The 15,655-nt window shown below is 41.3% G+C and carries 15 protein-coding genes; 2 read left to right on the top strand and 13 right to left on the bottom strand.

Features of this window, described 5'->3' with window-relative positions; translation table 11 throughout:
- The 4 genes from HT703_RS04305 to HT703_RS04320 all read right to left on the bottom strand — a co-directional run.
- On the bottom strand, nucleotides 1–3,721 hold a 3,721-nt coding region (locus HT703_RS04305), incomplete at its 3' end, for a Rib/alpha-like domain-containing protein (RefSeq protein WP_172929948.1).
- Nucleotides 3,722–4,487: 766 nt separating this feature from the next.
- Nucleotides 4,488–4,622: a 50S ribosomal protein L34 gene (gene rpmH, locus HT703_RS04310; protein WP_000831907.1), complete on the bottom strand. Its 135-nt coding sequence runs from the start codon at nucleotides 4,620–4,622 to the stop codon at nucleotides 4,488–4,490.
- Nucleotides 4,623–4,766: 144 nt separating this feature from the next.
- Nucleotides 4,767–5,981 carry a pyridoxal phosphate-dependent aminotransferase gene (locus HT703_RS04315; protein WP_079252992.1) on the bottom strand — a complete coding sequence of 405 codons (1,215 nt, stop codon included), beginning with the start codon at nucleotides 5,979–5,981 and terminating at the stop codon, nucleotides 4,767–4,769.
- A 156-nt stretch (nucleotides 5,982–6,137) separates the two neighbouring features.
- Nucleotides 6,138–6,437 carry a hypothetical protein gene (locus HT703_RS04320; protein ID WP_000797857.1) on the bottom strand — a complete coding sequence of 100 codons (300 nt, stop codon included), beginning with the start codon at nucleotides 6,435–6,437 and terminating at the stop codon, nucleotides 6,138–6,140.
- 171 nt (nucleotides 6,438–6,608) lie between these two features.
- Between HT703_RS04320 and HT703_RS04325 the strand changes: the two genes are divergently transcribed.
- Nucleotides 6,609–7,061: a universal stress protein gene (locus HT703_RS04325; protein ID WP_079252991.1), complete on the top strand. Its 453-nt coding sequence runs from the start codon at nucleotides 6,609–6,611 to the stop codon at nucleotides 7,059–7,061.
- 112 nt (nucleotides 7,062–7,173) lie between these two features.
- Here the strand turns inward: HT703_RS04325 and HT703_RS04330 are convergent, their stop codons facing one another.
- Nucleotides 7,174–8,565, bottom strand: coding sequence for a Cof-type HAD-IIB family hydrolase (locus tag HT703_RS04330; RefSeq protein ID WP_138699958.1), 1,392 nt, complete (start codon nucleotides 8,563–8,565; stop codon nucleotides 7,174–7,176).
- Nucleotides 8,566–8,630: 65 nt separating this feature from the next.
- On the opposite strand from HT703_RS04330, the gene HT703_RS04335 reads away from it, so the two are divergent.
- Nucleotides 8,631–9,593 carry an asparaginase gene (locus HT703_RS04335; RefSeq protein WP_079252989.1) on the top strand — a complete coding sequence of 321 codons (963 nt, stop codon included), beginning with the start codon at nucleotides 8,631–8,633 and terminating at the stop codon, nucleotides 9,591–9,593.
- A gap of 28 nt (nucleotides 9,594–9,621) precedes the next feature.
- Here the strand turns inward: HT703_RS04335 and HT703_RS04340 are convergent, their stop codons facing one another.
- The 8 genes from HT703_RS04340 to HT703_RS04375 form a co-directional block, all read right to left on the bottom strand.
- Nucleotides 9,622–10,104 carry a hypothetical protein gene (locus HT703_RS04340; protein ID WP_079252988.1) on the bottom strand — a complete coding sequence of 161 codons (483 nt, stop codon included), beginning with the start codon at nucleotides 10,102–10,104 and terminating at the stop codon, nucleotides 9,622–9,624.
- A 63-nt stretch (nucleotides 10,105–10,167) separates the two neighbouring features.
- Nucleotides 10,168–11,178 carry a catabolite control protein A gene (ccpA, locus tag HT703_RS04345; RefSeq protein WP_000990604.1) on the bottom strand — a complete coding sequence of 337 codons (1,011 nt, stop codon included), beginning with the start codon at nucleotides 11,176–11,178 and terminating at the stop codon, nucleotides 10,168–10,170.
- A gap of 318 nt (nucleotides 11,179–11,496) precedes the next feature.
- Nucleotides 11,497–12,096 (bottom strand): response regulator transcription factor, encoded by a 600-nt coding sequence (locus tag HT703_RS04350; protein ID WP_000866713.1) that lies wholly within the window; start codon nucleotides 12,094–12,096, stop codon nucleotides 11,497–11,499.
- On the bottom strand, nucleotides 12,097–13,194 hold the full coding sequence (locus HT703_RS04355) for a sensor histidine kinase (RefSeq protein WP_000893536.1): 1,098 nt from the start codon (nucleotides 13,192–13,194) through the stop codon (nucleotides 12,097–12,099).
- Complete coding sequence (locus HT703_RS04360) at nucleotides 13,194–13,931, bottom strand: ABC transporter permease (protein ID WP_000832832.1); 738 nt, start codon at nucleotides 13,929–13,931, stop codon at nucleotides 13,194–13,196. Before HT703_RS04360 ends, HT703_RS04355 begins: the two co-directional genes overlap by 1 nt.
- A gap of 1 nt (nucleotide 13,932) precedes the next feature.
- The gene (locus tag HT703_RS04365) at nucleotides 13,933–14,817 is read right to left on the bottom strand and encodes an ABC transporter ATP-binding protein (protein WP_001055983.1); all 885 of its coding nucleotides are present in this window, start codon (nucleotides 14,815–14,817) and stop codon (nucleotides 13,933–13,935) included.
- A 16-nt stretch (nucleotides 14,818–14,833) separates the two neighbouring features.
- Nucleotides 14,834–14,998, bottom strand: coding sequence for a hypothetical protein (locus HT703_RS04370; RefSeq protein ID WP_000709172.1), 165 nt, complete (start codon nucleotides 14,996–14,998; stop codon nucleotides 14,834–14,836).
- On the bottom strand, nucleotides 14,995–15,201 hold the full coding sequence (locus HT703_RS04375) for a hypothetical protein (RefSeq protein WP_007284993.1): 207 nt from the start codon (nucleotides 15,199–15,201) through the stop codon (nucleotides 14,995–14,997). Before HT703_RS04375 ends, HT703_RS04370 begins: the two co-directional genes overlap by 4 nt.
- Between the last annotated feature and the right edge of the window lie 454 nt (nucleotides 15,202–15,655).

The raw sequence follows: 15,655 nt of genomic DNA on the forward strand, positions 1-15,655 counted from the left end.
CTAGAGAATTTGCAACTTTTGGATCTGTTCCATTTGCTTTTTCATCTGCATCTGAGATACCATCGTTGTCATCATCTGGATCCGTTACATCTGGAATACCATCTCCATCTGTATCACGTTGGATAGTTACTGGAACGCTGACGGTTACTTCATCTTTACCATTCTTAATTTTGACTGGAATAGTAATCTTACGTTCTTCTTCGTCTTTGCCCCAATCAGTAACAGTTGGTGTACCTGTTAACTTGCCTTCGCCGTCAACTGTCAATCCATTAACTGGCTTGTCTGTTGTAATGGTTGAACCTGGCTTGTTAGCTGTTACAACTGTAGTTGGAGTAACTGGTGTTTTCTCCTTAACCGCTGATGGTGCTGTAACTGTACCGCCTAGAGAATTTGATACCTTAACCTTAACTGCTACTTCTTCACTTGATCCATCTGGATAGCTCACAATGACCACTGCAGATACAGTTTTTCCAGCTTGGCTAGTATCTGGAGTTTTTTTCCAGCGATAGCTAGTGTTTTTTGGTAGGTTTTGCTTGTTACTGATACTATCAGCTGCTGCAGGAACCGCATTTTTAGAAACTGTTTGGTCTTTTCCTTTTGGATTGTACTTAGAAGCTTGATCCTGAACAGTAATGGTGATTGTTTTTGTCGCAACTGCACCATCTTTATCATAGGCTTTAATAGTTACTTGGGATGCACCTGGATTTCCTGTTGGTGTACCTGTAATTTGACCATTCTTATAAGTCAAGCCTGCTGGTAAACCTGTTACTTCTACTGGATTTTTTTCACGTAAGCCTCGTCCGCCTTCATTATCCGCTACGGTTACTTTGATTGGACTGATTGGTTCATTTTTGGTAACAGTCGCTCCATTTGCTGTAATAGTTGGCCCTGTTACGTCTTTTACAGTGACTGGAACTGTCACTTCTTCACTTGATCCATCTGGATAAGTAACTTTTACAACTGCATTTCCAGCTGAACCGGCTCTGTTTGTTGAAGTTGGTTTACTTTGTACTGTTAGTGTTCCTGGACCAACGTTTTTCACTTTTGCTTTTACTGCATCATCTGAAATGGTTTGTCCTTGGTTTACTGTTAGGGGTTCGCCTACTGGATTATACTTGTCTTTTTGCGCTTGTACTACAATATCAATTGTCTTTGTAGTAACATTTCCGTTCTTATCATAGGCTTTAATAGTGACGCGAGATGTACCCGGATTTCCTGTCGGTGTACCTGTAATGTTGCCATTTTCATATTTTAATCCTTTTGGTAAATTGCTTACCTCTATTGGATCTTTATCACGCAAGCCAACACCACCTGTATTATCTACAGCCGTTACAGGGATTGGAGTAATTGGTTCGTTTTTAGTTACTGTAGCATCTGCTGCTGTAATGGTTGGACCCGTCTTATCACCAGCTGTGACAGTAAAGGTAAAGGTCACAGGTTGTGCTGAGTGTCCTGCATCATCAGTAGCCTTGAAGGTAATTGTATGTGTGCCGATATCTTCTGGTAGTGCTTTAAGGGTGATTTTTCTGATTTGATTAGTATCTGTGGTTCCTGAGGCGTCTACAAATGCTTTCCCCGTGTTAAATCTATCACCATATTTTTTTAGTATATCACTAACATCCAGCTTAGCCTTCTTGTCATCCGTCGCTGTAACTGTAAATGTTACCTCTTGACCTTCTGTTACCGTTTGGCTTGCTGGTGTGATGGTCAAGGTTGGGGCTTGTGTGTCTGGTGCTTCTGTCGGTGTTACAGCCTCACTTCGTTCTGAAGTCACTGTTCCACCATTGTCAACAATGGTTTCAGCAGTAATAGGAGAACCAGGTAAAGCGTCTGTGACAGTAACCACTGCGGTTTGACCTTGTGTTCTACCTTCTCCGATGACTTTATCTCCATCGTAAAGTTTCACTATCGAGCCATCCTTTACTCCACTTCCAACATTAACCGTAATTTGTTGATTTGTTAAGCCTTTTTTGTTGGCAACACTTGTTGTAATAGTCGGTTTTTTAGGTCTAACGTTTAATGTAACTGTTCCATCTGAACCTGAGTTGGTATTTTCTGATGATGAACCATCTTTGTAGGTAGCGATTACTTTATAAGTAAAGACTCCAGCTTGAGCTGTACTTGGTTTACGATTGTCTTTCCAGCTCCAAGCCATTCTTGGCGGGAAGTCTTTACCACTTTTTGAAGTGATATAGCCATCACCTACAGGATTATTGGTATCTTTAAGACTATCTCCCACCGTTTTGGTGTGTGAACTACCTTTGATAGGGTAGGTTTCTGCCTCTGTGGTCGTCTCTAACCTAGCACCCATTGCCCCCACAATATATGACTGCTGAGTAGTAGGTCCGAATGTTGTCGTGGCTGCGTAGACATGACCGTATTTAGCTGCCTCCTCCTCAGTCACATTGTCTTTAAGTCTAATCTTCGCATGCATATGGACAGCATGCGACAAACTTTGTTTTCCAACCTTAATTCCCAAATAATATGATGCATTCGGATACTTACCGTCTGTTTTTCTTGTAAGAGCATTTAGAAAAGTATCGTTTTGGTTGTGCCTGAATACAGTCCAGCGTTGATTGTCTCGATATACCCCTGAACGTGGATCATACAAACTGATATAATCATTATCAAAGATATACTCTTTTTGATTCCACGGACGATCGATTTTGGCTGTGTTTCCATATTGTTGAAATCCTGCATTCCCATCAGAAAGCCTGTATCCACCCTGTTTAGAGTATCGAGTGAAACTCAAATCTTTTACCGTGTTAGAATCATGCATGATATTAAACGGAGCTTGGAAATAATACTGTTGCTGGTATGACCTGTCCACCAGTTGCCGTCCATCGTTATTGAAGAAGACATCGTAGACCATCCATTTTTGTCCACCTTCTTCTTGATACCTTGCACGGATTACTGTCTTATTTCTAGTGAAATCTTCATCATCATTTCTTGTATTTTTACCATTGTTAGTCTTTGGATCAACAGAAGCAAAGTATCTTACATCAGACAAAGCACCTTCATTGATAGTATTCGGGATAGATTCCAGAGCCCTCCTAGATCTTCTAGATCTCTTAGGTTTATCTTCTGCTCCAGATGCAGAAGCAGCCCTGTCTGAACCCTCCTCCTTATGGTCGCTCCTTTCAGAAGAGGCATTTTTATCCGCTGATTCACTTCCCTGCGGCTGACTTTCTTCTTTAGAAGATCTTGATAAGACTGCCAAGTCCTTTTCCAAGTCCTCAGCAAGACTGTCAAGCTCCCCTTGACCTGCATCAGCACGGGCTAATAATTCTTTCCCCTTTTGAAGTCGCTCCTTAATAGGACTTACAACTGAAGAATCGTGCTTCGAGTCGGTAGAAAGAAGAGCACTTACCTCTTCCACTAGCTTGCTCAAGCGGCTGCTATCAACTGTAGCAGCTTTCTCTTCAGCAGGTTGAGCTTCGTTATTTGCTGAAGGCTCACTGGCTACTTCGGCTTGATTTTCATTCCTTGCCTGCCCTGCTTCAGACGACTGCTCCCCATCTTTCGGGCTAGCTAGACCAGTAGTAGATGACGACGTGTTTTGGCTTGGGCTATCTGCACTCACAACGTTGGCCCCCATAAACATAAGAGCCGCAACCGCAACAGAAGCTGCACCAAAGCTATATTTACGAATAGAGAAGCGCAAGACTTTTTCACGTTGATGGCGCTTTACCCTACTGAGTGAATTCGATTTATCTTCCATGTTACCTCCTTAAGAAGACTAATGATATAATAAAAAATAAGTTTCCCAACTCCCACTCCTTCAGAGAGTGAAGCTAGAAACAGCACCGTGATTCTTACTAGTGAGTAAACGATAGGAGATGATACGAGGTCACCCTTAAGCCTCAAGCAACTATAATATCACAGCTATCGCAGCTATCACAGCTATCACAGCTATCACAGCTATCACAGCTATCACAGCTATCACAGCTATCACAGCTATCACAGCTATCACAGCTATCACAGCTATCACAGCTATCACAGCTACATTATACCACTTTGATAAAATTAGTCAACACTTATCCTGACACTTTTATCATTTTTTTCATCGCTGAATCCCACTGAAAGTTCTATAATGAAGTTAGCCACCCAGCCCTCCTAAAAATGAGAGGATTCAACTATAGTGAAATGAAACAAGAAAAGGACAAATCGATCAAGACAGTCAAATCAATTTCTAACAATGTTTTAGAAGTAGTAGAGGAGTCCTATTCTAGTTTCAATCTACTATAGCTTATGACGAGCCCTTCCTTTAGCAAACAGATCTATAGCGAAAGGAAATAAAAACGCAACAGATTGATCAGGAAATGCAAAGCAATTTCTAAAACTGTTTTATCAGTCGCTATCTACTTTCCTAGCTTCAAGCTAGTCTATTTTTGACACCGGGTTCATCTACTCTTGCACCTATTTTTAAGCACAAAAAAAGCCAGTAGACTCGAGTTCCTACTGACTTTCCTTGTCCTTGGTTTGGATTAGGCAGCTAAAACGTTGCGTCCTTTACGACGACGAGCTGCCAATACGCGACGACCATTTTTAGTTGACATACGGTTACGAAATCCGTGTTTGCGCGCACGACGAAGTTTACTTGGTTGATAAGTACGTTTCACGATGAATACCTCCTCATAGATTTTGTATTCGTTTAGCCGGCTATAAAGTGATCAGTTACTAAACATACCTTACCATTCTATCTGATTCTGTCACTTTTGTCAATAGCTCTAGGCAAATGTTTCCAGCTTTTTCTGATGTAAGCCCTATCTGCGATACTGTTTTAAGAAACGAGTCATCTTTTCTTGGATTTGGGCTAGTTCCTCGACACGAGGAAGGTAAACGATACGGAAGTGGTCTGGTTCCTGCCAATTAAAGCCTCGCCCATGAACCAAGAGCACCTTTTCCTGCTTCAAGAAATCAAGGACAAACTGCTCATCATCATCGATACGGTACATATTACGATCGATTTTAGGGAAGATATAGAGACCCGCCTTGGGTTTAACGGCAGACAAACCTGGAATATCCTGAATGGCATGGTAGATGAAGTTTCTTTGCTCGTAGATTCGTCCACCAGGAAGGAGTAATTCATCGACTGATTGGTGACCACCCAAGGAGGTTTGGACGACTTGTTGAGCCAAAACGTTAGAGCAAAGGCGCATATTGGACAGCATATTGAGCCCTTCGATATAGCCCTTAACATGTGTCTTAGGGCCAGACAGAACCATCCAACCGACACGGAAACCAGCGATACGATGCGATTTTGACAGACCATTCATGCTGACACAGAAGAGATCCGGTGCCAAGCTGGCCACAGGCGTATGCACATGCCCATCCATGACCATGCGATCATAGATCTCGTCCGCAAAGATGATCAAGTCGTTTTGACGGGCAATCTCAATAATCTCCAGCAAGAGTTCCTTCGGATAAAGGGCTCCAGTTGGGTTGTTTGGATTGATAAGGACGATTGCCTTGGTATTGGAAGTGATTTTTGACTTGATATCCGCAATATCTGGGTACCATTCTGCAGCTTCATCGCAGATATAGTGAACGGCATTTCCCCCAGCTAGGCTGACAGCAGCTGTCCAGAGAGGATAGTCTGGCATTGGCACCAAGACCTCATCTCCATTGTCCAAAAGCCCCTGCATGGACATGACAATCAGTTCACTGACACCATTTCCAAGGTAAATATCATCAATATCTACGTTTGGGAATTTCTTCAACTGGCAATACTGCATGATGGCCTTACGGGCTGAGAAAATCCCTTTGGAGTCAGAATAACCTTCACTATCACGCGCATTCATAATCAAGTCATGAATGACCTCGTCTGGCGCTGTAAAACCAAATTCTGCTGGATTTCCTGTATTCAGACGTAAAATCTTTTCTCCGTTTGCTCGCATCCGCATGGCTTCTTCCAAAACAGGGCCACGGATATCATAAGCAACATGCTCTAACTTACTAGATTTGTTATATTCTTTCATCTTGTTTCCTCAATTCATCGAGATAGTAACATTATACCACTAGAAAGAGAATGCGACAAGTTTACTGAAATGTGTTACTAAAATCCTACAGAAGAAAAACCTCACTAAAAGCGAGGTCAAGACAGGGGAGATAGCAGGTATTTTGCGAAAGACATATCACATACCAAAAGATAAACCTAGAAAAAGCAAGCCTAGAAAAGAGTCATAGAGAAGATTGAACATGAGGAAGAGCCCCCATATCATCAAGTGATCCCAGCGACCACTTCTTTTAGCGACTAGGAATAATATCAGATGGTAGAATACATGAAAGACTAAAAAGCCAACAAAACCTGGATAAAGAAGCGGTACCAGACTCTCTAATTGCCAAATCATGATTACTTCTACCAAGACCGAAGCTAAGATGATTCCATAATAAAGGAAATTTATTTTTTTTGATTTTTGAAAAGAGTTTTTCATAACCACTCCTCTCCAATCTATTCTATCTTCACTCTCACTCTTTTTTATATATTTTAACATATATACATGTATATGTCAAGCGCTACTATTTTTTGAAAAATACTTTTTTTGCTTTACTTCTATAGTGAAAAGGTTTACAATGATAGTAAGAAAATTTCAGGAGGTTTCATTATGGCACAACGTTACCAAAATATCATGGTCGCAATCGATGGTTCTAAGGAAGCAGACTTGGCTTTTGTCAAGGGAGTTCATTCTGCTCTACGAAACGACGCTAAACTCACCATCGCCCATGTCATTGACACACGCGCTCTCCAAAGCGTATCCACCTTTGATGCTGAAGTTTACGAACAACTCCAAGTCGACGCTGGAAGTCTGATGAAAGAGTACGAAAAACGTGCTAAAGATGCTGGTGTGGCAGATGTTCATATCGTCATTGAAATGGGAAATCCAAAGACCCTACTAGCACGTACTATTCCCGATACTGAAGAAGTGGACCTCATCCTCCTTGGCGCAACCGGTCTCAACGCCTTTGAACGCCTCTTGGTCGGCTCTTCATCTGAATACATCCTCCGCCATGCTAAGGTCGATTTGCTGGTGGTGAGAGAACAAGAGAAAACCTTATAATCGTAAATAAAAAGGAGCCCCCAGCTCCTTTTTGTTTACTTTTTGTTTACTGTTTATACTCTTCGAAAATCTCTTCAAACCACGTCAGCTTCCATCTGCAACCTCAAANNTTTCATTGAGTATTATTTCTCTCTTTATGACGCTCATAAGCCTTGAGCTGGCGCTGCAGTTCCTTTTTAATAGCAGGTTCTGGAGCATATTTTTCTTCCCAATTATCTGGTTTTAAGATTTTGTGGGTCACTGAATCAAAATGAGCCTTGCCATCTGGAAAAATTTTCCCCATATTAGCCTGATGGACAATGTCAAAAATACGTTCTGGGTCCACCCCCATCAAGACAAAACTACCGTAGGTAAAGTAAAGCGTGTCAATCAAGGCATCCACTTGCCCTATCAAATCTTGCTGGGCAGGCGTCTTCTTGGCTACTTTATCTGCCGCCTTATCAAGAGCTTGATGAAGTTGCGATAGAGCTTGACCAAAGTCCTCTTCAGAAGGACTGGCTGCTCGAACAAACTCCACCAATTCTTCTATTTTAAAGCCAGCCCTATGGGTTGCACCTTCTAAATCCCAAGCTCGAGGTTCTTCTTGAGTTCGTTCATCCATCATATGGTGGAAGGTCTTGACCTTATTGAAATGATAGTCACGGCTGACAAAGACTTTTTCTGAAGCCAAAACACCAAAATGTTCCAAGGCCTTGTGGATTCCGTCTTGCTGATTGCTGGTGGTAATGTGCTTGGCAACTTCCTTGACACTGCTACTACCATTTCCCATAGCCACAGACATACCGACACCCGCCAACATTTCTAGGTCATTGTCCGAGTCTCCAAAGGCCATCACTTGATTGAGGTCAAAGCCATATTCTTTCCCGACTAGTCGAATGCCTTCCAATTTAGAGTTTCCTTGATTGATGACATCCGCAGCAAAAGGATTGCTACGTGTCAATTTCAAGTCTTCAAAATCAGCTGCCGCCTTCTCAGATTCTTCTGGCGTCATCAGCATCAAAACTTGGTAGATAGGCTGATTCATCAGGTGAAGCAGGTCTTCTTCCTTTTGAGGAACAACCTTGCTGACCATACGATTAAAGGAATGACTCACCGTCCGGGTTAAGACAGAGGGAACGAAGCGACTGATTCGTTGGGAAAAAGAACCCAGACCAAAGGACATGATTTTAGAACCCAGCATGGCATCCTTGGTCCCTAGGGCAATCTCCTTCCCCTCTTTTTTAGCATAGCTAATTAGATGGCGCAAGTGCAACTTGGAAATAGGGCTCGTGAACAAGACTCTGTCTTTAGTAAAGATGTACTGGCCATTATAGGTTACCGCAAAATCCAGGTCCAAATCGTCCATCAATTCCTTAACAAAAAAAGGTCCTCGTCCTGTCGCTACACCGACAAGCACCCCTTGTTCTTTAACAATCTTAATCGCGTCCCTAGTGGATTTCAAAACACTCTTGCGATTGTTGACTAGTGTTCCATCGATATCAAAAAAAACAGCTTTGACTTCCATCCTATCCCAATCTCCCCTTTTGTGATACAATGATTATACCACATTTCAGAAAGAGTAAGTAAATCATGCCTAAGAAAATCCTTGTTTTACATACGGGTGGGACTATTTCCATGCAGGCCGATGCTTCTGGCGCTGTTGTGACGAGTTCAGATAATCCTATGAATCATGTGTCCAACCCACTTGAAGGAATCCAAGTTCATGCCTTGGACTTTTTTAATCTGCCAAGCCCTTATATCAAACCCAAACATATGCTGGCTCTCTACCAGAAAATGAAAGAGGAAGCAGATAACTACGACGGGGTGGTGATTACACACGGAACCGATACTTTAGAGGAAACAGCCTATTTCCTTGATACCATGGAAATTCCCCACATGCCCATCGTTCTAACAGGAGCCATGCGCAGCTCCAATGAGCTCGGTAGTGATGGTGTTTATAACTATCTGAGTGCTTTGCGAGTGGCCAGCGATGACAGGGCTGCTGACAAAGGAGTTTTGGTCGTTATGAACGATGAAATCCACGCTGCCAAGTATGTCACCAAAACACATACGACTAATGTCAGCACCTTCCAGACCCCAACACATGGTCCCCTCGGTCTCATCATGAAACAGGAAATCCTCTACTTTAAAACAGCTGAACCTCGTGTTCGCTTTGATCTTGATTACATACAAGGCTTGGTGCCTATCATCTCGGCTTATGCTGGTATGACAGATGAGCTGATTGATATGCTGGATTTAGAACACTTGGACGGTTTGATTATCCAAGCCTTCGGAGCTGGTAATATTCCCAAAGAAACGGCTCAAAAATTAGAAAACCTTCTGCAAAAAGGAATCCCAGTCGCTCTGGTATCACGATGCTTTAACGGTATAGCAGAACCTGTTTATGCCTACCAGGGTGGGGGCGTGCAATTACAAAAATCTGGTGTCTTCTTTATTAAAGAACTCAACGCCCAAAAAGCCCGCTTGAAACTCCTCATTGCCCTCAATGCCGGACTAACAGGGCAAGATTTGAAAGACTATATGGAAGGCTAAGACTCTTGAAAAATCTCTTCAAACCACGTCAGCTTCCATCTACAAGCTCAAAGCAAGGACTTGAGCTGACTTCGTCAGTTCTATCTACAAGCTCAAAACAGGGACTTGAGCTGACTTCATCAGTTTCATCTACTAGCTCAAAGCAGGGACTTGAGCTGACTTCGTCAGTTTCATCCACAAGCTCAAAACAGGGACTTGAGCTGACTTCGTCAGTTTCATCCACAAGCTCAAAGCAGGGACTTGAGCTGACTTCGTTAGTTCTATCCACAAGCTCAAAGCAGGGACTTGAGCTGACTTCGTTAGTTCTATCCACAAGCTCAAAGCAGGGACTTGAGCTGACTTCGTCAGTTCTATCCACAAGCTCAAAGCAGGGACTTGAGCTGACTTCGTCAGTTCTATCTACAAGCTCAAAACAGGGACTTGAGCTGACTTCATCAGTTTCATCTACAAGCTCAAAGCAGTGTGTTGCGCAGCCTTTAACCAGCCACCTAGTCCGCTCTATGGTATTCATTAAGTCAACATCTCTTGTTTAAGAGCACAAAATCAGGAAATCTTCTCGATTCCCTGATTTTTTCTATTTACGTTTTCGTGTTGAACGACGTTCTGTTAATCCATGAGATAATAGAACTTCACGTTCTTCCAACACTTCCTTGTGCATAATCTTAGTCAACATACGCATACTAATGGCACCAAGGTCATAAAGAGGTTGGGCAATAGTTGTCAAGTTTGGACGGGTAAAGCGAGAGACTTGCGAATCATCACTGGCAATGATCTCAAATTCTTCTGGTACTGACACACCTTTATCAGCCAAACCGTTCAAGACACCTGCCGCCAACTCATCACCTGTTACAATTGCTGCAGTTGCATTTGATGAAATCAAGCGCTCTGCCAAGGCATAGCCATCTTCATAAGTGTATTTAGATTCAAATACCAAGCCTTCGCTATAAGGAATATCTGCTTTTTTCAAAGCTTCCTTGTAACCAACCAAACGAACCTTACCATTGATGTCATCCACTAGTGGACCACTGACAAAAGCAATGCGCTCATTTTCTTTAGCGAGGTAGGTCACTGCATCAATCGTAGCTTGTTTGTAGTCAATATTGACACTTGGAAGCTGATGCTCTACATCCACAGTTCCTGCGAGAACAATCGGAGTACGTGAACGCGAAAATTCTGAGCGAATTTTATCTGTCAAATGATAACCCATAAAGATAATGCCATCTACCTGCTTTGAAAAGAGGGTATTGACAACAGAAACTTCTTTCTCGTTATCTTCATCGCTATTAGCTAGGACAATATTGTACTTGTACATTTCTGCAATATCATCAATCCCCTTAGCCAAACTCGAAAAATAACCATTGGTAATATTTGGAATCACGACACCAACAGTGGTTGTCTTTTTACTTGCAAGACCACGCGCAACTGCATTTGGACGATAATCCAAACGATCAATTACCTCAAGCACTTTTTTACGGGTATTCTCTTTTACATTTTTATTGCCATTGACCACACGGCTGACCGTCGCCATGGAAACACCTGCTTCACGAGCGACATCATAAATGGTTACTGTATCATCTGCATTCATTCCTTTTCCTGTCCTTTCTATCTCACACATTCTTTTACAAGTAGAGGTACTGATTGAAGCTCTATATCTACTTACAAAAGTGAAGATGTGAAAATTTCGTTTTCATATTTTTACTTATTCCATTCTATCACTAATTGTAAACACTTTCAAGTGTTTTTTGAGGATTGATTGAAAAAATTTCATAGAAAGCCTAGGTTTAGCTCCTTGCTACCACCTTAGACGAAACAAAAAGGAGGAAACTAAGCCCCCTCAAGTTACAAATTGTTTGATTGAATAATTTTAATTTTAACACATAATGGTTTTCGCGTTATGATAGTATCACAACCAACCAGATTCTTTCGCGATATTAGCTGCCTCTGTTCGATTACCTGCATCTAGTTTCGAAAGAATATTGGTGACATAGTTTCGGACTGTTCCGTTGGATAAATAAAGTTGATCTGCAATTTCTTGGTTAGAGAAACCCTGAGCAATTCCCTTTAAGACTGCGATTTCTTGTTCTGTCAACGGATTGGGATGCGTCATCACCACTTCCATCAATTCAGGCGAATACTCCTTGCGTCCCTCAAGGACGGTGTGCAAGGTTTGCATGAGGTCTGCAATGCTTCGTTCCTTTAATACATAAGCATCCACTCCAGCCTTGACCGCACGTTCAAAATACCCAGCACGCTTGAAGGTCGTCACCACAACCACCTTTGTTTCTAGATTTTCTGCTCGTATCCACTCCAAGACTTCAAGACCTGTCTTAACAGGCATTTCTACGTCAAGGATGGCGATATCCACAGACGCCTTTTTTAATAGTTGGATTGCTTCTTGCCCATTCTTTGCTTGAAAGACAGACTCTACATCCGGTTGAAGCGTGAGCAACTGGCACATGGCATCTCGCAACATACTTTGATCTTCTGCGACTAATACTTTCATCTAGTTTCTCTCCTTATAAGCTAGTCGAACCTGAACTTCTGTCGGTTGTTTCCAACTAATTACCTTTACTTCTCCCGAAAATGGAAGAACACGATCTCGAACTGTATGGAGGTCATCCCCCTTTATAGAAGTAAAGCCACAGCCATCATCTCTCACTGTTAGAATGAGTTCTTTCTCTGTCCGTTCTAATTTCAAGTAGACTTTAGACGCTTTAGCATGTTTGATGATATTGGTCACTAATTCAAGCAAAATCATGGAAGCCGTTGACTCCAATTCCTGAGTTAAGCTAGCTGTATCTAGTTGATTAGCTATTTCCACCTCAATTCCAGCAATTTCTAACATCTTTTTCACAGTCTCTAGTTCGGATGTCAAAGTTCTAGACTTAAGATTTTCCACAATGGTTCGCACTTCATTCATGGAATCCTTACTGATCTGGTGAATTTCTTTTAATTCCTTTTCCACCTGTGGATAAGCCTCCATCTGAAACAACTGCAAGGCTAAATCTGTCTTGACACTGAGCATAGCAAAAGTGTGTCCCAGACTATCATGCAAATCTTGACCAATACGACTGCGTTCATTTTCAGCAAGCAATAGATTTATCTGGGCATTTTGCTTAGCCTGAGCTTCTTTCAAATCCTCCACAATCCGAATCCGAACCAATCCAAAAGTCATTAAATCGACAAAAGTAAGAATTACAAGTAGATAGAATAGAAACTCAACTTCGATTCTCTGAAAAATCAACAGTTGGCCCACAACAAGGACTTGAGCAAGAAGAAAAGTCCAGACATGTAAAGAATTAAAACTACGTACGCCGAAATGATAAATTAAGAGATTGGCAAGGAAAAAGAAGAACCAGATATAATTTACAGCAACAAAGGCAGTATAGCCAGCTACATAGGCTAGCATGATAACCCAACAGAGCCAAGATAGGCGCTGGCTCTTAGTTGTTAAAACACCCAAATACGCCACTACAAATAGAATATCAATCAATAAATGCCAGGCAGAAAGCCACCCAGTCACTACAGGTAGGATGGGAAAAAGCATAAAAATCAAACTGGCCCAAAACATATAGTGTATGCTTTTCAGTCTTTCAAGCATTAAGCATTCTCCTTATGACCTTGAAGGTAAATAGTCAAACCAAATAAAACTGCTGAAAAAACAAGTAGATAAACTGTGGCTGATAGATTGATGCCACCCTTGTTTAAGAAGGTCTTGAGTAACTCCATCAACTGATAGGTCGGGAGACACTTACCGACTGCTTGCATCCAGTCTGGAAATAAAGAGATAGGCATCCAGAGCCCACCTAAAACAGCCAAGCCAAGGTAAAGAAGATTGCCCACGACAGACATCAGCTGACTAGTTGGTAAGAGCGTCAAGGTCAAGCCAAGCGCTACAAAAGCAATACTTCCCAAAATAAGCAAAATCGCAGCCCCAACCCAGCTTCCTAGAGGCATCTCTACACCTCTTACAAAATGCCCAACTGAGAAAACCACCAAGATTGAAACCAAATAATCAACCAGCATACTTGTTATCTTTGATAGATAATATTCTACCATATTTATAGGACTATGACGTAATGTTTTCTGCCAGTTGTTGATTTTATCTGTATGTAAAACAGCTGGGAATGAAAAGATAGCTGTCGACATCATGGAAAAAGCCGTCATGGAGATGAGGTAATCACGCATAAAATTAGCTGGTCCACCAGGTGTGTCCTGGTAGATGCCAGAAAAGAATAAATAGAAGGCTGTCGGCATCCCTACTGATAATAAATAATAGACTGATTGCCGTTTGGTCAATAGAAATTCTATCTTGTTTAGTGCGATCCATCGTTTCATCTTAGTCATCTCCCTTTTGTGTTTCTTCAAAGATTGTATCCAACAAGCTACGATTATTGACTTCAATTTCTTGAATCCTACATCCTGCTTGCACTAACAGTTGCCAAAAAGCATCCGCTTCACGTGTAACTACTTGCAAAGCATCTTGTTTTTGTGACCAGTTTTCAACCAAATTAGACTGCTCAATGACTTCCTTGTAAGCTAGAGGAAGGATAAAATGCTTTTCTATTTCCTCGCTACGCATAGCTAGAGGCGTCGTATCACGAATCAACTCTCCCTTATTTAAAACCAAAATCCGGTCAGCTGTATGTTCTACCTCTTCGATATAATGGGAGGAATAGAGAATGGTGACTCCTTGCGCTTTTAGGTCCCGAACAATTTCCCAAAAACGTTGACGGGTAGAGGTATCCATGGCAGCAGTTGGCTCATCTAAAAAGACAAGCTTTGGTCGCCCAATCAAGGTCAAGACAAAAGAGAAGAGACGCTTTTGCCCGCCTGACAATTTTTCTGCTAATTGCTCTTTCTGTTGCTGGTCAAACTGCAATAGTTGATCGATTTCCTGATTGCTCAAGGAATTTGGATAAATTTTTTGAAAGAAAGCAATCAACTCTTTTACCTTTAGTTTCTGAACGATTACATTCTCTTGAGGGAGGTAGGATCTTGTATAGTCTAACTGAGAACTCGTTACTGGTAAACCTTTAATAGATACTTGACCGCTGGAGACCAATTTATCTCCGAGCAAACAGTCCAAGAGTGTGGTCTTTCCTGCTCCGTTTGGCCCAATCATGGCAACACATTCACCTTCAGCTATCTCAAAGGAAATATCCTTCAAAATAGCCTTACCCTTGATGTTTTTATGTAAGCCTTGTACCTTAATCATGTTCATAATATTCTCCTTTCAATCACTCCATTCCCATAGGGAAAACGACGAAAATCATAAATCCAAAACCCCAAGCACCACGGATGAATTGGTAAAGGAAGTCTTGATCAAACCAACCTGTAAACATTTCTACCAACCATACCAAGAGTGACAGACCAATAAAGAGATAGATAATCGCTTTTTTCATTCCTCAAACTCCTTTTTCACATCTCCGACTAATTTCAAACCTTCTCTAACAAGCCAAGACATCATTCCAAATCCAGCAAAGACCTCCCAAGGAAAATGATAGAAATCCTCATCCAATCCCGAAAACATGAGATAGGTCATAACTCCTGCTGCTACTAGACTTACAGCGATAATCATTTTATTTCTTATCTCTTCTTCCTCCATTTGGTACTACAATTATAGTCTTTTGAAATCAGAGGAGATAGAAGCTTCTGTCACTAGAAAATATGACAAATGTCATAAAAAATTATGTTCAAAACAAGCAAGATACACTATACAATAAAACACAATTAGAAAAATCTAAGGCAACTTCCTCAAAAGAGATATCAAACCCAATTCACACCATAATGTAAACTAATACTTATTTAAAATCAAAAAAAGTAGAAATTTTTATCAGGCAAACACATATATTATACGTTGAACAAAACCCTTCTATTGCTTTCTTAAAAATTTATAGGAGGCTAAATTTATAAGAGTTATAAAATCTGTTAAATTTCAATGTGTATACCTAAACTACGGTATTTATTGAAAAGACTGGAGACAAAAAGTATACGCTGCCAAAATGAATTACTGAAATTCAAAAAAGAGAGAAGCAAACTGGGCTCTATAATATTTGTAG

Origin of the sequence: Streptococcus sp. 3874 (genome assembly GCF_013276425.1) — a bacterium.
GTDB lineage: Bacteria > Bacillota > Bacilli > Lactobacillales > Streptococcaceae > Streptococcus > Streptococcus pseudopneumoniae.